Below are 17,870 nucleotides of genomic sequence, written 5' to 3' on the forward strand. Positions count from 1 at the left end.
CTGCGGCGCACCCCTGCGCCGCTTTCGCATCAATAGACGTCCCGGCCAGTGAGCACATACTCCAGACGATCACACGACGTGGCGAGCGTCTCCACATACACCGACCACTCATCCTCCGTCAGCCCGGCTGCAGGGACGAAGGCTTCGCCGATGATTCTCCCGCGACGATCGACCGTGAACCCGATCAGCTCGCGAAACCGATTCGCCTCCCACAGACGCAGATCGAGGTCGTCAATCTCTCTCGCTACCCGAGGCGGCACCACGACAGACCAGATCCTCAGGTGGTCCTCTTCGCGCTCGACGTGAACGACCTGGTTCCGCTGATCACCTGTCTCGCACGAGATCTTCGATCCAGGCGGAAGACGAAATGGTGCATTACCGCTCAACGAACGCCTCCCTTCCGAGATCCTCGCGAAACGTCTCGAGCGTCTCGTCCCGATCGAGCAGAACATGCTCGAGCTCGTCCGCGGCACGGGCAACACTCGCGATCAGCCACCGCACCCTCTCCGCGTCACTCGCTGGATCCCCCAACAGCACGTCGCCCTCTGCCGTCAGATCGTACTTCCGGAATCTGTTGTCGAAGACCGCACCGATTCTCACGGGAGAGCGCGCAGCATGCTCCGTGATCGTGAGCGCCTCCTCCCGTCGATCCACCATTCCGATCGGACTGACGCAACGTACGTTCGGCCGGCCGTGAATCGAATGAAGGAGGAGCGTGAACGGCTGCTGCCTGTCGCCCAGCGGGAAGACACCCACCATCGCGTTCGTCCCTCCGCCCGGTTCCCACCGAATCTCCATGCCGCTCGAGGACTCCTGTAGCTTCGCAAATCGCTCCCGCAGCAGTCCGGCCATCCGCTCGTCCACAGCCGGCTTCTTTCTGGTTCCTCTCACGAAGTCGTCGCGTACGGGAAAGGCACTCTCCAGCGGCTCCGACTGCAGCCGTCTCGTCCTCGGTGCCCGATGAATCTCTCTCGCGATGTTGATTTGGCGCTCATCACGCTCCTCGTTCGATGCCAGGCTCTGATGCATCAGCTCGATGAAGCTCTCCATCCGCTCGAGCACCCGGTTCACTTGGAGCCGCTCGACCGAATCGAGCAGGTGAGGGAAGTAGACCTGAAGAAGCTCCTCCCCCTCCGGCTTCCTGTCGAGCACCGTCAGTCGCCTCTCCGTCTGAGAGCTCACCCGGTCGATGCGCCCGATCCGTTGTTCCATCGAAGACGGCATCCAGGAGATCCCATAGTGATAAACACTCGAGCAGAACGGATGCAGATCCTCTCCTTCCTGGAGCAGATCCGTCGATATCAGGACGAATGGGTAACCCGGTAATCTGAACTGCCGGACCATCGTCTGATTCACACTGCCGAACATCCCGCCAATCGGCTGCTGCTCTCTCAGGAGCCGGCCGAACTCCGTCCCCGCCTTCTGAAGCGCTGCCTCCCAGGCATCCGGAAGATTCACGTCCAGGATCAGATCGAAATTTGCGGCAGCTTCCGCGAGCTCCTGGTATGCCCTGAACCGCCCCTCACCCTTCTGCCGTTCGAGCAGGTCCAGAAACTCGACGATCAACGACTCTTCATCATCTTCGGAAGATGCTTCCCTCGTCCCCAGCTCGAGATTGCGCAATCGATTCGCGACGAGCACGTAGAGATCTATGAGCGGGTGTCCCAACCTCACCATCGACGCCAGCAGTTCCCGTCGCAGTTCCTCGCGTCGAAACGTCTTGACGAATGTGTCCCGCTTTTCTTCCGGCCAGAGATCCTGCCGAAGCGCCGTTCGTTCTCGCAGTTCGGTAAAGAAGGTTCTGGTCTCGAGCCACGAACCGAGCGAGGGCACCTCCTTCGTTCCTTCCAGGTCCCGCCCGGTCGAATACTGCTCGAGCAGAATTGTCGCGGCATCATCCCGCAGCTCATCGCTGTGAGCCAGAAGCTCGAGTGCAGCAGCCTGAAAGGCGTGGAACAGATTCGAGCGACTCTGCTTCTTCACGCTGGGGAGACGTCGCGCAGCAAATCGCCCGAGCGACGGCTCGAGATCCTCAGGATTGAGCCCCACCTCTCGGGTCAGCGCCTGCATCACATTTCCAGGACTGACCCCGAGCAGGCGGGCGACGTAGTTGTCCTCGAAGAAGGTCGAGTAGAAGCCGCCGGCCTGGCTCAGCCGTCGAGAGAGCGTGGCCCCGCTGAAAACCTCACCCGGTCCTCCTCCCCGGAAGAACCAGGCGAAGAAAGTGTCATGGCCTCCACGATCGACTTCCTTGCCCTCTGCAGGCGGAAGCTCATTCTCGAGCTCCAGTGGAATCTCTGCAGGACTGGTCAGTCGATCGTGCCTTCGCTGCTCGCGATAATTCTCAAACACGTGCCCAATGCGCTCCCGTAATTCCTTATCCAGCTCATCCATCAGCCGCTCGAAGAGCCACGAGTCGTAACGCTCTTCCAGCTTGCGCTCGAGCTCACTCACCGAAGCGGTTCGCCGGACGAAAACCAATGCTTTTCTTCCCGTGTCGAAGGAGCCTGCCAGCTCGTCCACGAGCGCATCCATCTTCGGATGCGGCAGCTCTTCTCCAAATTTTCTCCGGTAACTGGCAGCCATACGGTTCACGATGCCCACGTCGATCCCGGCACGCTCTTCCGGATTTTCAGTCTGTTCCGCATCATCGAACGTCGACTCGGCACCAGACTCGAGTGCGCGGCTGGCGGTCTGAAAGAAACTCTCGAACGATGCGAGCATCCCGATCTGAAAGGAGTTGTTGAATTTCTCGCTGCCGATCAGTTCGTTCACCTTCTTCTGCATCAGCGCGACGACCAGTCGCTGACGGTCGTCCGGGACTCCGAGTGGATCGTCGTGCGTCTCGACCCCACCCTGCTCCCACGAGCGCCGGTAGAGGTTCTTGGTGTATCGGTTGCCGCCGGTCTGGATACTCGTGACTCTCCGGACCAGAAACTCAGCGGTAGCACGCTTCTGCGCCTCGCTCGTCGCGTTCCTGTCGGCCAGTTCCGGCGCCAGACTTCCGAAGCCGAACAGATCGAGCTGATTCCACAGTTGGCGGTAGTCATCCTCGAGGGGAGTGGCGGAGAGAAACAGGACACGTCGAGCTCGTCTGCCATAGCCGGGGAAATCGCGCGGATCCGTTTCCTCATCGAGCCCCATCACCAGACGAAGCAATTCGTTTCGCTGCGACTTAGATGCTCGCCCATGCTTTAGGACGTGCGCCTCGTCGACGATTACCAGGTCGAATGGAGGAATCGCCCGGTTGATTGCACGGGCGTAATTTCTCCTGAAGGAATCATGACTCCGGAGATCGAGCAAATGCCGGTCGAGCGACGGCAGGAGCTTCAGGAGCTCGTCTCGTTTCCGCCGCCCGGTTTCCTCTCCGCCCCCGATTCCCATGCTGAAGCTGGTCATCCTCGTGAAAAAGTCGCGGTCGGGATCGAGCATCGTCTCGCGCGCCAGCTCGTAGAGATTTCTGCAGAAGACAGGCGGACGGGCAGGCGCGCCATGAATCGCCTTCACCCGAAGATCCGGATACGTCACGCGGCTCTTCACGAAGGTCTTCAACTCCCTGATCCACTTCTGCTGAATGTTCTCGCGCGGAGCGATGACGAGCATCCTGAACTCGGGATTGAAGTGGCGGAACAGGGCAAACGCCCCCAGGGCGACGTACGTCTTGCCCATCCCGACCTCGTCAGCGAGGTAAGCCACCCGCTGCTTCGCGAGCAGGTTGTGGATTGCGACGGCGCCACGCAACTGCTCCTCGGCGGCCGCGTCGCTGATACGCCCGCGGAAATCCAGCAACTGCCGCGCGCAATCGAGGCTGACGGTTGGGTCGCTCACGCGCCCACTCGGTCAAGAAACTGCCGCTCGAACCAGTCGATGAATGCTCTGCTCTCTGAAGCTTTACCGAGCGTGAGCGACGACCTCAACTTACGGACCCGCTTCAGGTCGTTCTCCAGTGCCACCACATTGCCGCGACGGCTTCGACAGAATTCGCGCTGCTCCTTTTTCAGCCGTTTGAGAAGCTGCATTGCGCAAAGCAGCATGACGTAGCGATTCACCGCGTCGCCCTCCTCCTCGGCGATCACCTTGCCCACGAGGTGAGCCAGCGAGTCGAATGAGCGGCCGAAAAGTCGTCCCACCGCTTCCTTCTCCCGCCCTTCCTCCAGAGCATCGAAGACCGCGCGCTCCAGATTGCCGAACGAGTGATAGATGCCCGCGAACTTGTCGAAGAACGTCTCGGTCTCCTGCGACTTCGTCTTCGAAGCGAGCCAGCGGATCGCTTCGGCGTCATCGACGTCGAACGCGCGTGCCTCCAGGAACTGCTTTCTCTGCTCGGAACTGAGGAGTGACCAGTACCGAAGGATCTCGGTGACCGTTAGCCTTGCCATCAGAGATGGCTTCTGCGTCATCTCCTCTTCCTCGACCAGAATCGTGGCCGGGCTTTCTCCCTCGATCTCGACTCGAAGAAAAGAGGTGCTCTGCAGTACAGCCTCCAGTTTCGCCGCCTGGTCGTCGTCCAGAGGACTCCACTCCCTTGACGGAAGCGGGGCAATGGTAAAGAGATCGACGCCGTTCGCCGATAGCTTCAGCTCGGGAGAACCGGAGGAAGCATCCCAGTAGACGGAGGCCGCACCGCGATTCCAGTCATAGCGAACCGACAGATTTCTCCCCCGCCCTACGTCCTCCTCATCGAGCTCGCTCTCGGGGAGGAAGACCTCCTCCTCCTGCTCGTCGGGTTGCAGCCACCAGTCCGGGCGCCTCTTCACCTCCGGCTCGAGCAGGAAGCCGGTCTCGAAATTACTTTCGCCTGTGAATGCCGCGTTCGTCAGATTTGCCGAACCGATGAACAACGCCTCGTAGCGTCCCCGGGGATCGAAAAACCGATAAACCTTCGCGTGCAGCCGTCGCGGAGGTGCTCCCGGAGATTGCTTCATCACCTCGTCCGGCAGGGAGCTCCAGACGAGCCCAAGCTCCCGGATCCGTTCGTAATAGACCGGCCCGCACAGTGCCTCACCGGCGATCCCGCGTGGCAGGGCGATCTTCGTCTCGACTGGATCGAATGCGTCGACGAGCTCCTCGACAGGCCCCGCGGACTCCTGCTCGTCGAAATACGGAGAGATGATCTCCAGGCGACAACCCTCGAGCTGCCGTCGGGTGTGAGCCTTCAGAAAATCGACGAGCCGTTCGCCGCCGCGATACAGCCTCGTCTGCAGAGGCTGACTCGGCCGTTGCCGCGCCTGCGAAAGACCGAGCACGAAACTTCGTATTGCGTCCAGTCCCTGGTGCTCCGTTTGCTGTCGCGCATCGCGCTTGACGCGGCGGATCAGGTCGAGGAGGTCATCTCTGAAACTGCATTCTTCTCGCTCGGCAACTTCCTCGAAATGTGCTACTTCGACGTTCTCCCACCAGCCGGCGCGGGTGAGATTCGCGGAGAGCGTGCCGAGGATCAGAGACCGTGCCGGAGCGGCAGCCCCTGATCCGTTCTTTGTGGTTCCCTCTCCGTCCTCCGTCTTCTCGACCAGCAGAAGAACATTCTTCGGATGGAAGAAGCCGGTCGATCGTGACACGGGGATGCGGCGGGTATCAAGCTGAGCAGACTGCGATCCCGCCTCCAGTCCCCGGCGATCGTAATAAATGGCGACATCATCAACAGTCCGGAGCGTATGCTCGAGATTCAGCAGACGGATCTTCGGTACATGGCTGAGAGATTCGTCGAAGAGAACCGGCAGGACTTCCTGCTCGAAGAAGCCGGGATCGAAGCGGAACGTGAGGAAGACGGCGGTCTGGACTTTTCTGGCACCGATCGCGTCACGCAGGGCGTCCGAGAGAACCTTTGTCTCGATCGTGCCGCCGTTCTTCCGGCGTTTGGCCATCAGTCCAGCTCCCTTACGATCTTGTTCAGTGCGTTGATGAAGTAGGTGCTTCGCCACGTATGCCGCAGCTCCGATCCTCGAGAGAGCTCTCCCGCCTCGTCTGGCTGCCGCACGCGCAGTCGTCCACTCGACAGCTCGACCCACGGAGCCGATTGGTTGCGGTTCTGCATCACGGCCGCGTTCAGCTCGATCAACTGATGGATCAGCTTCTCCCACGCTCCGTCGCGTAAAGAATCCGAGATGCCGAACCATCTGTCGGTCAGTCCCTCGTCACGCAGCGCCTCGACGAAGTCCCGGCGGAGGACACGCACGGAGTCGGGCTCGACGATACGTAATCCGCTTTTCCTCCAGTTGCTCTCGATCTTCCGCGCGACGTCGGCAACAGCCTGGTTGTTCTGGGTCTGGAGAAAAGAGAATGCGGAGGTCGCCGGAACAATCAGATGCTCGACCACCTCGATCTGGCCCAGACGTCGCGCCAGGTCATCGCATCCGCGCTTCTCCGCGCCACGACGCACTTGCTCGAATTGCTCGAAGTCGAACTCGGGAGCATCGAGCTCCCCGATCAGTGTGGCGAGTTGTTTCTGGAGTCCCCTCGTCGGATCCTCCGCACCTCCCCATGCGAGATGCTCCCGGTACACTCCCCTTTCTCCCGGGGAGAGCGTCGGCCCCAGCATGTTCGCAAGCCCCTTCGCCAGATCATGATCACGACCGTGAAGGTCGAACCGGAACTGCGGGCGGGAGAGCCGGCTCACGAGTTGAGCACGCAACGCCGGGGTCATCCGCGGGAGCGTGTCCTTTTCCAGCAGATCGATCCCTTCCGCCGAAGGCCTCGGAGCATTCGGATCGAGCAGTCCGCTCGACCGGGAGGTTCTCGTGTAGAGTCCCCACAGCCCGTACACCTTCATGTTCGACAGAATCTGATCTTCGGAGCGGACCGAGATCATCAGTGGCTTCCGCCCGCTCGTCCTTGTCGCGACCCTCCGGTAGCCCCGAATCGCACGGTCGTCGTTGATGGCGTAGCGGGTGTAACCGGCCATCTCTTCGAACTTCAGAAAGATCTCGAGCTCGGTCTCCCCATTGTCTCGAGACCGCTCCATGATCTGGTCAGCGAAGTAGTACCCGAGAAGCGTCGTCGTGAAGCTGCGAACGTTGTCGGTGACCGTGGTGAGATTACCGACGACGTTGCGCCCGAACCGCGACCAGAGCGGCACCACACCGAGGGGATCTCTCGATCCCTTTACTCTCGCCCGCTCGTCCAGCTCCGTCAGAAACATGTAAACGTGAATCTAGCAGAACGACAGACGCAGAAGTTCATGCGCGAACCGACCAAAACAGGAACCTTGCCCTGAGAGTCATGGTCTTTGGACTGCGGCGCACCCTTGCGCCGCTTTGAAGACTGCCGTGCATCCCTGCGCCGCTCTCACCCATCACCCTGATTCGCCATGCGCCGCCCGTACCGCAGGCTTCCAGCCTGCCGTAGCGCAGGCTTCCAGCCTGCCGTGTCGCGGGCGTCCCGCCCGCGCATGTAGCGCCGGTTTCATTAGCCTGCCCTGAGCGAGCGCAGCGAGCCGAAGGGGCACGTTGCGATCCGCCATCCTTGGACTGCGGCGCACCCTTGCGCCGCCTTGGACTGCGGCGCACCCCTGCGCCGCTTTCACATAGGGCTTTTCTCGTAAGGATCGAATCGAAGATGACCAGGTCGCCCTGCCCGACTCCCCTAAGCCCTGATCACCAGACAAGACCTGGCGAGAAGCTCCGGATCCTTAGACCAGCCCGTCCGCAGCATCGCCGCACCGACGAGCGAGACGACGTCGACCTCCCGGATCGCGTTCGCTGCGTCCGGATGGGGCAGCGCTCGAATGAATGCGTCTACCGCGATTGCCGCGTCGCCCTCGTGGGTGTCCGCCTTCGCGTCCCGTGACACGAAGGCTTCCCAGAGGAACAGCCCGGTCTCGCTCTCCCGAAACTCCGTCCACGACAGGAACGCATCGACCCTGGGGCCGATCCGCTGCCGGATCGCGCGTAGTGCCCAGCTGACCTGGACGATGCCGGTGGCCAGCGCGCCCGAACCCGCGCCCGCGCACCATGCCCGGTTGCCCTCGCCGTTCCGGGCCCGGTTGAGCATCATCGGATCGTCACGCAATGGAATGAACAGCGGACATTCGAAACCGAGCGCAACCTTACGCTCTCGATCGAGCGCCTCCGCCACCGCGCCGGCCATCGCGCCGATCGATCCGTGCTCGACCTCACGCACGGAATCGCTCTCGATGTCGCGGATGGCCCATCCGAAATTGCCGGCCTTAACCGACCCGACGTCCGCACAGACGACCGTGAGCTTCATCCTGAAGATTGTCTCATTCTCGTCAGCGCCAGCAGGGGAGTACCGCGTCGAAGGCGTGGAAAACTGTCACAACGTTTCATGTCCCCAGGACGGATCTTCCTTCCGGCCCGCGAAAGCGGAAGCCTGCGGTGCGTAGCCCGAAGGGCGAGGGGCGGGCGCGACGGTTGCCCGGAGCAGTCGAACGCGCTCGTGATCCCGTAATCACCGTGGCCGGGAGGACGTCGCGATGGTCCTAAACGCTATGCCGCCCCTTGCCCAACCCCTCGACGGTTTTCTTTGTCATCCCCGAAACGCGGCCGAGTTTCGTGCTATCATCAGCCCACAATTTAGATGTGAATTCAGGAGGTTGCCCTTGCGGCTCTCGCGTGTTACTGCATATCGCTCCCGTTGGCCGTGCTCTGCGCTCAGCCCTCCGTCGCGAAGGACCAGTCTGCATTCGGCTCTGCCAAGCTCACACATGGACCCGGGCATGGAGATCCCTTCGATTTCGAGCCGGCTGTATCACCGAGCCACTTCCTTGCGACATCCCGTTTTTCTGCCGGCCCAAGCTCCCCACACGGCCCGCGATCCAGGCCTGGTGGGACGATGGAGACGCGTGCAATAAAGAGGACGATCGCGAGAAGTTCATGCGGTCGGCTGATGCTAGTTCAACATGGAGGTTAACAAATGCGATACATATTACCAGCGCTGATGATTCTCCTGTTGCTTGTAGGATGCGACGTTGAGCAAACCGGAGAGGACTCATACGAAGTGGAAGCAGAACAGGAGGAAGTACCTCCCGATCCAGGCGAGGATCCTCCAGAGGAATTACCGAATCCTGATCCCCCAAAGAATCCGCCTGAAGAATCGACTCCCCCACCTCAATAGGTGGTATCCATGGAAGGCCATCCCACACTGAAATCCGGTCTAGCGTCTACTCTTGTTGCAGTGCTAATCACAGGTGGACTCGGCGGCTGGATCACACAGTGCTACCAGGATAGGGCGGCAAAAGCCGAATTCGAACGCCAAATCCTGGGGCAGGAACACGAGCTGAACAAAATCTGGCTGCAGAAGCGAGGTGACGAGGCGCTAGACTCCAGAAAGAAGTACCTGGACGCTCGACAACTGTTCGTGGAGCAGATCTTCGAAGAAATAGCGTCGACCGTACTCGCCACAGATCAAATCATCGATGTAACCACGGAACGCTGGAAGTTGGCGGGGCTCACGGGGCACGTGCTGGAGGAGAAACGAACGAGACGTAAAGCGTTAGTCGACGAGTTCAACAACGCAGAAACAACATGGCGCATGAATCTCGGAAAGAATGGAATCAAGGTCATCTACTTTTCTACAGGGGCTCCCGGCATTTCCGACCGGTGGTCCGACCTCTCCGGGTCACTCGACGTCTTGCTGGAGTGCGCGAACACTACCTACACTCAATGGAATACCGCTGTGGTTCAGAGAGCATCCTACAAGTACACTGCTGACGCCTGCAGGAGCGAAAAACTCGCGGTGACTGCAGCATCCGACGAGCTGGCACATGTCATGATGTCGGATGTCAACTATGGGTGGGTCGGATGGGAGAGTCCGCAGAGAATGAGGCAAGAGCTGGGAATCGCTGTTTCCTCCGAGTAGACGTAAGGAGGTCAGGAGTTCCCACAGTCGGCTGACGGATCGCGCGTAGTGCCCAGCTGACCTGGACGAGGCCGGTGGCCAGCGCGCCCGAACCTCCACCCTGCCCGGTTGCCCTCGCCGTTCCGGGCCCGGTTGAGCATCATCGGATCGTCCCGCAACGGAATGAATAGCGGACATTCGAAACCGAGCGCGACCTTATTCTGGCCCCCCTTCTCGTGAAGCTCACCCGATTGCACATCGAGTGCGACGTCGCCACGCCTCCTCAACCTCAGCGCTCCCTTAACTCTCAGTCTCCTCTCGTACGGCCGCTTCTTTACTACGGGTTCCCCTGTCCCATACAGCCACCAAACCATACGCGACCATCGCGAACATCCCCAAAAAGAATCCAACCACCTGAAGACAAGCCATTACTCGAGCATTATCAAGAATGCCGGTTGGCGGCGTTTCTCCAGCCAACGCGCCAGTTAGTGCCATCAAATGTAACACACCGCCGCCGATTGAGAAAAGAAGGAAAATCCACACGCTTACAAGCAAAGCGTTACGAGCCGGTGATGAGGTTACGAATTCTTTAGTGAATGTAACACTGAGCGCTATGATACCGGTGGATAGCGTCAACAGTTGTTTCGTAAGTTCTTGAGCAAACTGGTACGCTGCGAGCACCGATGAATCCATGACGACTCCTTCATCTGCATATGGGGTAGAGTGGGCACAGCTTGAGAGCTGCTTTCACATTTTCCTCGGTAACATGTTCGGACCTAAGGTCTTGCTGAGCTTCGTTCGAAATCGCCTCAGCGAAACTCCTTATATTTTGTAACGCCTCCCGTCGCCGTTGACGTGGAACAGGATCGATATCCAGCCTTTCAATCTCGTTCTTCGCATCGGCAGAGAGACGGAGGCCAAAATCCTCCTCTAGGCTGTGAATTATGTCCTGCTTCACCTGACTTGCCGATAAGCCGGCTTCCATCACTGCAGCGTCTACATGTCCAATCGGCTGACTATTACTAGCGCAACTAAGCACGGTGCAGAAAGCTAAGAACCAAACAGAAATGGCACGGGACATCCAAGACCTCCAAACAGATAGCTGCCGCTCTCTCATAATGGGCTCCTTTAAAATCCATTCTTGTCCAAATTAGGTTCTGAGTCCCGGACGCGACGGGTTCAGAACTACAAACCCCCGATCAGGCTCAGAAACCCTCCTCCGCTACTGAGTGCAGCGCGGCGAACGGCTCGTCGCGGCCGGCGCCGAACAGCAGGGCGCGGAGCGGGTCGGCGGCGGCATCCTGCACAAACGTGGTCGTACTCGCCTCGCGCTCGGCGTTGCCGATGCTCTTGCTGATTCGATATTTGATCTCAGGGATCGTCAGGTCGATGATGAGAGTCGAGCCGCCGCGAAAGCGCGGCAGCCGCGTTTCGTCGCCGTCCACCGCACCGATTTTCCTCGACTGGGTCAGCATCATGACCACCTGAGGCACGTGCTTCCCTTCGGAGGTCAGCCGCATCGACGAACGGAGCGCGTGCACCTCGAAACGGTCTGCGACTGGATCGAAGTCGAGCCCAAGCTCACTCGCAAAAGCCGGGATCTTTCTGAAAGTTTCCTGAAGCGCCCCGTGAAGCCTTCCTCGCTCGGTGTATGTGTACTCGAACAACTCCTGACGGTCACGGATGTAGAGCGCACGATCGGCGTACTTCTTGAGCGACTTGACCAAATTGCGAATCTCGCTCAGTTCCTTCTTGCTGAACTTCGACCGATCGATCCCTCCCTTCCACCGTAGCGTGTCAACCGAGAGCGTGCGCGGCGCGTCGCCATCGGCGCGCGCGGCGTTGTGCGGGTAAATGCCGCGGCGACGGAACGCCTCGACGAACGCGACACGATATTCGTGCCCGTTACCGACTAGGTCCGCGTCGGCGGTGATCAGCGCGCGGAGGTACTCGAAGAACGTGACGTCCATCGGTGGCAGATAGTCGAGCGCGCGGATGCACATCTCGAGGACGTGGCTCGCTGCTTTCGTCGCCTCGCTCGTGAGCCGACGAACGAGATCGGGATGGATCGCGCCTGTGGGCAGCACGCCGGTTCCGCCGGTGTAGATGCGGAAGAGATCGGCAGTACGAAGTTTGTAGATCGCGAGGAAGGCGTCGAAGACCGCGGCGACGAGGATTGCGCCGCGCGCGTGTGGCGAGCGGACTTTCTGCAGCTCGGCAGGATCGGCGATGTTACGTTTCCAGACGCCGTCCTCGATGCGGCCGATCGCGCTCCGAAGCGCGCCGCGGCCGCCCATCGCCTGCCCGAACTGCACGGCGAGCATGCCGAGCATCGACTCCGACTCAATGTCGCCGCGCGTTCTCGCGATCTCGCTTTCGAGCACTTCCTCGATCATGAAGTGCTGGAGCAGCGCGACCATGTCTGCGAACGCTTCGTGAAACGCTAGAACGTCGGGGTTCGTCGCCTCAGTGAAGCGGCGGTGCATGCCGTCGAGGATGGCGTGCGTCGTCTCGTGCGCGATGATGTCGTGCGAGAGGCAGGTGTAGACACGGCTTCCCGGCATGTGCTCGCCGGGATGGTCGGCCTGCGCCTCGAAGTAGCCGAACTTCAGCGACACCTCGGTCGGGCTGTAGAACGCGTTAGCCTGCCGCAGCGCATGCGGACGGATCGTGAGTCGCGGGATGGGCTGGCTGTCGTCGTACTCGTCCTGGGGGTTCGGCTTCGGACGCCAGAGCACCGGTCGGCCGAGTGCCTTTTCGAAGTGGGTGATGGTCTTCATCGAGACGGCGTAGACCATCTGCTGATGAAACTGGGCGTTGCCTTCCGCCGGCGCCCAGCCGTCCTGCGCGAGGAGCGCTGGAGCGTTCAGATCGACCGGATCGTACCGCTGCCCCTTGGGATCGACGTCGTCGAATTCCAGATACTCGCCGCGGCCATTCTCGAACGTCTCCCACGGCACACGGAGCGTGACTTCGTTGATCGAGGCGGTCGCGAGGCGGGTAGAAAGGCTCGGATCGACGGCATAGACGCGGAGGCGGCGCTGTAAGGGCACCCGCGGCTGGGCCTGCTGGTCGCACGCGCGCAGCACGGGCGGCAGTACGTCGTTCGGCGGCGCTGGCGCGCCGCCCGCGCCCGCGGGATACCGCGAAGCGATCTGCATCCGGAGCGCTCGCGACGCTTCTTTGTCCTCGATGATGATCTCCATCACCTTGCGCAGCTTCTCGCCTTCGAGGCGCGACAAATTCTCCGGATCGGGGACGACGTCCTGAAGATCTTCGTTCATCAGCCAGCGCTGCGCGAGCTCGAGATTGAACATCTCCTCGCGTCGAGTCGGCTCGACGATTCCAAGGCCGGTGAGGAGGCGGAGGAATGCGAACGAATTCGTCGACTTCTTACTTATCTTCAATGCGGCGAAGTCGGGCGTGGCCGTGAGCGCGTCGAGAGCGCGGACGACGCCGTTGCCGAAATGCTCAGCGTCGGTATTCGCCGCGGTCGAGAAGAGGGCTCTCCGCACCGCCTCGACCCGGCGCCAGTCGCGGGGTAACATCTTCTTGTACTTTTCGATCCAGAGAGCTGCAGCGGCGGCGACCTGCGGCGTCGCGGACGACGTCCCCTCACCGTTGAGCCGCACGATGTCGTCGCAGCCGAATCGTGCCCACGGGATGTTCGGTGTGTATGCGGCAAGGGCTGTCTTCATTGCCGAGGCGGGACCGAACGATCCCTCGAGCGCATTTTTAAGGTTCTTGTACGGCCTCCCATCGGACATCGCGCCGACCACGGCGATCACGCGCGGATAACGCGCCGGATAAACGAGCACCCGCGGCGGTGCCGGCCGCGTACGGTTTCCGCCCGCGGCGCAGAATACGATTCCAGCGTCGTAGACTCGATCGACCGCCTCTGCCCACGCCTGCATCGGAAGCCCGCCCATGCTCATCGTGATGACATCGCACTGCACGGTGACGGCGTAATTAAGCGCGCGGACGAGAGCACTCGTCCGGAGCAGAACCACGCTGTCGGCGACGCGCAGCGGAACGACCTCCGCGTCGGGCGCGCCCCCAAGAATTACGTCGAACGGCTTGAACGCACCGCCGGCGAGGATACTCAGCGTGCCGGTACCGTGGCCGGAGTTGTCGAGCAGCCATCGCTCTTTGTTCGGATCGATCGCACTGCTCTGGTCCTCTCCCTCGACGAACGTCCGCTCGAGATTCTTTTCCACGTTCGCCGGCGTCGTCACATGCGAGGGGTAGTAGCCTGTGTCGATGTGTGCGATGCGCGTGCGGGGATCGCTGAACTGCACGGCTTCGCGGGCGCTCGCGAGCTGCGTGAACTCGTCGCGTAGGTGCCAGATCTCGTCCCCTCCGACTGCTTTGCCGCGCGTGCCGTCCTGCTGATCCTGGACGCATTCGATTTTCGTCGCGCCCAAGCCCTCCGGCGTCCGCTCTTCGTTGGTGTCCTCGTAGATGCCATGAATAAGGTCGGGCTCGGCGAAGACGACGTCCGATTCTGCGACGCCGAGCTGGTCGGCGACGCGCGCGTGTGCGAGATCCCACGGCGATGCCGCCCCCTCTGCCATTTCCGCGATGAACCACCTTGGCGTCGTGTCGAGCGCGAACGCGCCTGGCGCCATATCGTCCAGCGGCCGGAGGCTCGCGCGCGATTCCGCGGAGCGCAGGGCGGCCGATGGACGGAGTTTGAGGAGCAGCCGGTTATTTTCGGTCGCCATACCATTCTCTTTTCGTTTGTGACGGTAACTCTAACATGTATGATAGCGACGCCACACATTGCAGTCGTCCAAGCTCCTACTCGCTCACTGGAACGCTTTGAGGGAATCGGACGAGACCCGCAAACTCTGCTAAACCCCTCCCCGCCGTGACCTCTGCGCCCTGATAGCGTCGGAAACGCCAATTCTAGCCGATATCGTCGATCCGTGTCGTCGAGGAGCTGGCGTCAACTTCTTCGGCTTAGCCTTATCCTGCGATCGCGAACCTCCGCTGCCGAGTCTGCTCACCTATACCGACCCTCCAGTGCCTGCCCAATTATTCGCGATCCGTGTCGTCAGGTAGGAGGCTCGGGTGGTGGACGCTCCCAGCGCCGATTCCCCAGATCCTCCAGAAACTCGCTTCCCGCTCCCACCCCTGTCACCAGGAGATGCTCCCTCGCACGCGTACACGCCACGTAGAGCAGGTGGCGCTCGGTCTGGTAGACGTCTTCCAGGTCCGACTCATCCGATACGGACTCGATTCGCTCCTGTAGGGGGAGCACTTCGTCGTCGCAGGCGATGACGGCGACGGCTCGGTATTCGAGGCCTTTGGCGAGGTGCATCGTGGTGATGGAGATGTGGTCGTCGCGGGTACGCATCTTCTCGTCGAGGATGATGTGCGGAGCATCGGCGGCCTTTGCCGCCGCCTCGGCTCGCGGTAGCTGAGCGTCGGAGCGAACGAAGACGGCGATCTCCTCGGCCGGGACGCCTTCGTCCAGGCGCGCGCGGATCCACTCGCCCACTGCCTCGCTCTCCTCTTCCTCGCTGTCGAAGAGCCGCACTGCGGGAGGCGGGCCGTTGAAGACGCTGATCGTTCCTCGGCGGTCTTCGACGACGCCGTCGACGTCGGCGATCTCGGGGTCGAGGAGGCGGTCGGCGTGGTGGCGGATCTGGTGCGAGGTGCGGTAGTTGATGCGGAGGCCGTGGGAACGGCCGCGGATCTCGACTCCGAGGCTGCTCCAGGAGAAGGGCTGCTGAAAGATGCGCTGCCCGAGGTCGCCGGTGAAGAAGAGACCGTTGGCGCGGCCGCCAGCGAGGGCGGCGAGGAAGCGGAGCTGGGGGACGCTCATGTCCTGTGCTTCGTCGATCACGGCGAAATCGAAGGGAGAACGGCCGCTCTCATGGAGCTTCTCCGCGAGACGTGAGAAGAGCGTTGCTTCGGTGATGAAATTCTCCCGATCGAGCTCCTCCCTCACTTTTTCGAAGATGGACCAGAGGATTTCGCGCCGGGCCTCGGGGAGCCGCGTGCGCCTGCCGAGGCGTTTGACGTCGCGGTACTCCTCCCACGTCCCGAGCTGCCACGCATCGACGACGCTCGCCCATTCGGTCCAGAGAAAGTGCGGGGTGAAACGCTCCTCCCCGATCTCAGACGCCGCCTCCGCAATCAACCGGCGGATCTCCTGATCGTCAGCGAGCTTCGCCGGACCGATCTGGGCGGCATAAAGTCGCCGCCCGATCGTCCCCATCGCAGACACCTCGAGCCGCTCCATGACCCGAGGCTCGTTGCCGATGAGCTGCTGCAGACGATGACGCAGCGCGTTCGCCAGGGTCTCGGAGAACGTCGTCAGAAGGATGCGCGTGTCGGGATGCGTCCGCGCGAGATGGACGGCGCGATGGAGCGCGACGATGGTCTTGCCGGTCCCGGCCGAGCCGGAGATGCGCGCGGGGCCGGCGTACTCCCGCTCGACGAGCTCCCGCTGCGACGGATGGAGGAACACCATCCACCGCTCCCACGGGTAGTCGAGAGCCCGCTCGAGCTCCTCGACGTTCGTGATGACGCGGAAGCGCCGCTGCGCGTCGGGGTGCTCGAACGGATCGGCGTGCTCCTCGATCTCCTCCGCCACCCGCGGCGACGACCCCACTGCCAGGTCGAGCAGCGCCTCGGCCGCTTCGTTCGGCAGGTGCTCGGCGAGATCGAACAGCGTGTCCTCGGTGGCCCCCCGCACCTCCTTCACCCACTCCGGCGGCACACCGTAGCTCAGCAGCTCCTCCTCGGGGACGTCCGGAAACAACAACGGTTTCGGCGGCTCCTCGGGGGCGACGTACTGCGGGATCTCGATCTCGCGGACGGTCTCGCGGATCTCGACGAGCTGCGCCGCCCCGGTCTTCGGATGCCGCTCGATCTTCCGCCGCTCTGCCCACCGGTACGCATCGTCGTGATGCCCTGTGTAGCAGAGCAGCAGGCTCGACGAGGTCCGATGCACGATGATCCGGACGCCGCGGTTGACCCGCACCGACCAGAAGTTTTCGTCCTTCACCCGATCGAGCCGATGAAACTGCATCCCCGGATTCGATGGATCCATCTGCAGATCGAACGCAGTCGTCTTCACCGCCTTCTGCTCCTCGGCGGTCAGAGCCGTAAGGCTGTCAGTGAACGTGTCTGCGATCCGGAAATCCATGAGAGATTTCCGAAACTCTAGCAATCTTTCGCGAGCGACGGTAGTTCTACCGTACGGCTCGCTCATGCTTGATTCAACGCTCCTAATCGGGCATCCCGCCCCTTCGTCTCCATCACTTTCGGCTTCATTATTCGAGGCGAACCGCACCACCACACTTATTATGAGGTATACTTGAGCACCCAAGACGGGTCATTAGATAGACAAGACGATTCAAAGGAGCCGAGAAATGCTACAGCTACAGCACTTACAGGATCATCACGGCGCGAGGGTCCGTGGTTTCATGACAGAAGAGGTCCTGCTTGATCAGCAGGAGAACCGCCTCTATTTGAGTCCCCGGCTGTCCAGCAAGGGAAGGGGTGAATACATATCGCTGCTCACCGGAGCCATTAGTCGTGGAGACGACAGCGAACTGGCTTATGTTCTTCGCAACGGTGGATGCATCGCTGAAACCGAGGTCTCTCATCGGAAGGGCAAGCAATACACCAAAAAGGTCCCCGTGAATGCGCACGAGACATTGGCAGAAGGTGAGTTCAACCGGTTTTACCTGCGCGCCCTGTGTCGCATCGCGATTGAAGAGGGAATGAGTATCGAGGTGTGCAGAGCCAGAGTGTCGACGAATCCTCGTCCGGAGTCAGAGGAACTGATCGGACGAGAGTTTGATCCTCAACAGCTCCTCCAAGACCTCCGGAGCAACATTGGTATTGACACAGTTCTCGGTCTTCCACCGGGACCAAACTCGGGGCTGAGCGGTCGGCTCAAGATACGAAGCTAGTCTCGATCAGTTATGCAGTTCTGCCGATCACGGCCTTCGCGATGCCTCGACTGTCTCAGGCACATTCGAATCGAACGTGAGTGCCGAACCCCCGGACCTATTGGCTTCGGCTTCCGATGACCCGCCGACACCTACGAGATGGCA

Annotated in this window: 11 protein-coding genes; 2 read left to right on the forward strand and 9 right to left on the reverse strand. The window is 61.1% G+C overall.

The features are described from left to right. Window positions 1–29 precede the first annotated feature (29 nt). From KY459_11900 to KY459_11920, 5 genes are all read right to left on the reverse strand, one after another. Window positions 30–386, reverse strand: coding sequence for a hypothetical protein (locus tag KY459_11900; GenBank protein MBW3565420.1), 357 nt, complete (start codon window positions 384–386; stop codon window positions 30–32). Next, window positions 376–3,828 carry a DEAD/DEAH box helicase family protein gene (locus KY459_11905; protein MBW3565421.1) on the reverse strand — a complete coding sequence of 1,151 codons (3,453 nt, stop codon included), beginning with the start codon at window positions 3,826–3,828 and terminating at the stop codon, window positions 376–378. Before KY459_11905 ends, KY459_11900 begins: the two co-directional genes overlap by 11 nt. Next, window positions 3,825–5,864 (reverse strand): hypothetical protein, encoded by a 2,040-nt coding sequence (locus KY459_11910; GenBank protein ID MBW3565422.1) that lies wholly within the window; start codon window positions 5,862–5,864, stop codon window positions 3,825–3,827. Before KY459_11910 ends, KY459_11905 begins: the two co-directional genes overlap by 4 nt. Further along, window positions 5,864–7,138 (reverse strand): hypothetical protein, encoded by a 1,275-nt coding sequence (locus KY459_11915; protein MBW3565423.1) that lies wholly within the window; start codon window positions 7,136–7,138, stop codon window positions 5,864–5,866. The genes KY459_11910 and KY459_11915 overlap by 1 nt, the downstream gene beginning before the upstream one ends. A gap of 443 nt (window positions 7,139–7,581) precedes the next feature. Further along, complete coding sequence (locus KY459_11920) at window positions 7,582–8,205, reverse strand: hypothetical protein (protein MBW3565424.1); 624 nt, start codon at window positions 8,203–8,205, stop codon at window positions 7,582–7,584. A gap of 876 nt (window positions 8,206–9,081) precedes the next feature. Between KY459_11920 and KY459_11925 the strand changes: the two genes are divergently transcribed. Further along, complete coding sequence (locus KY459_11925; protein MBW3565425.1) at window positions 9,082–9,816, forward strand: hypothetical protein; 735 nt, start codon at window positions 9,082–9,084, stop codon at window positions 9,814–9,816. 279 nt (window positions 9,817–10,095) lie between these two features. On the opposite strand, the gene KY459_11930 is transcribed toward KY459_11925, so the two are convergent. The 4 genes from KY459_11930 to KY459_11945 all read right to left on the reverse strand — a co-directional run bounded on the left by KY459_11930 (window position 10,096) and on the right by KY459_11945 (window position 16,954). Beyond that, window positions 10,096–10,488, reverse strand: coding sequence for a hypothetical protein (locus KY459_11930; GenBank protein MBW3565426.1), 393 nt, complete (start codon window positions 10,486–10,488; stop codon window positions 10,096–10,098). A 10-nt stretch (window positions 10,489–10,498) separates the two neighbouring features. Then, entirely contained in the window at window positions 10,499–10,780 is a 282-nt protein-coding gene (locus tag KY459_11935; GenBank protein MBW3565427.1) for a hypothetical protein, read from the reverse strand. A 220-nt stretch (window positions 10,781–11,000) separates the two neighbouring features. Then, complete coding sequence (locus KY459_11940; protein MBW3565428.1) at window positions 11,001–14,519, reverse strand: S8 family serine peptidase; 3,519 nt, start codon at window positions 14,517–14,519, stop codon at window positions 11,001–11,003. A 332-nt stretch (window positions 14,520–14,851) separates the two neighbouring features. After that, entirely contained in the window at window positions 14,852–16,954 is a 2,103-nt protein-coding gene (locus KY459_11945) for a UvrD-helicase domain-containing protein (GenBank protein MBW3565429.1), read from the reverse strand. 226 nt (window positions 16,955–17,180) lie between these two features. On the opposite strand from KY459_11945, the gene KY459_11950 reads away from it, so the two are divergent. After that, on the forward strand, window positions 17,181–17,726 hold the full coding sequence (locus KY459_11950; GenBank protein ID MBW3565430.1) for a hypothetical protein: 546 nt from the start codon (window positions 17,181–17,183) through the stop codon (window positions 17,724–17,726). The last annotated feature ends 144 nt before the right edge of the window (window positions 17,727–17,870 follow it).

This window comes from Acidobacteriota bacterium (assembly GCA_019347945.1).
GTDB lineage: Bacteria > Acidobacteriota > Thermoanaerobaculia > Gp7-AA8 > JAHWKK01 > JAHWKK01.

Bases quoted from the DNA above. Each gene is read 5' to 3' on its own strand.
- KY459_11910 (MBW3565422.1), bottom strand. From the start codon at position 5,864: ATGGCCAAACGCCGGAAGAACGGCGGCACGATCGAGACAAAGGTTCTC.
- KY459_11915 (MBW3565423.1), bottom strand. From the start codon at position 7,138: ATGTTTCTGACGGAGCTGGACGAGCGGGCGAGAGTAAAGGGATCGAGA.
- KY459_11920 (MBW3565424.1), bottom strand. From the start codon at position 8,205: ATGAAGCTCACGGTCGTCTGTGCGGACGTCGGGTCGGTTAAGGCCGGC.
- KY459_11925 (MBW3565425.1), top strand. From the start codon at position 9,082: ATGGAAGGCCATCCCACACTGAAATCCGGTCTAGCGTCTACTCTTGTT.
- KY459_11930 (MBW3565426.1), bottom strand. From the start codon at position 10,488: ATGGATTCATCGGTGCTCGCAGCGTACCAGTTTGCTCAAGAACTTACG.
- KY459_11935 (MBW3565427.1), bottom strand. From the start codon at position 10,780: ATGGAAGCCGGCTTATCGGCAAGTCAGGTGAAGCAGGACATAATTCAC.
- KY459_11940 (MBW3565428.1), bottom strand. From the start codon at position 14,519: ATGGCGACCGAAAATAACCGGCTGCTCCTCAAACTCCGTCCATCGGCC.
- KY459_11945 (MBW3565429.1), bottom strand. From the start codon at position 16,954: ATGGATTTCCGGATCGCAGACACGTTCACTGACAGCCTTACGGCTCTG.
- KY459_11950 (MBW3565430.1), top strand. From the start codon at position 17,181: ATGCTACAGCTACAGCACTTACAGGATCATCACGGCGCGAGGGTCCGT.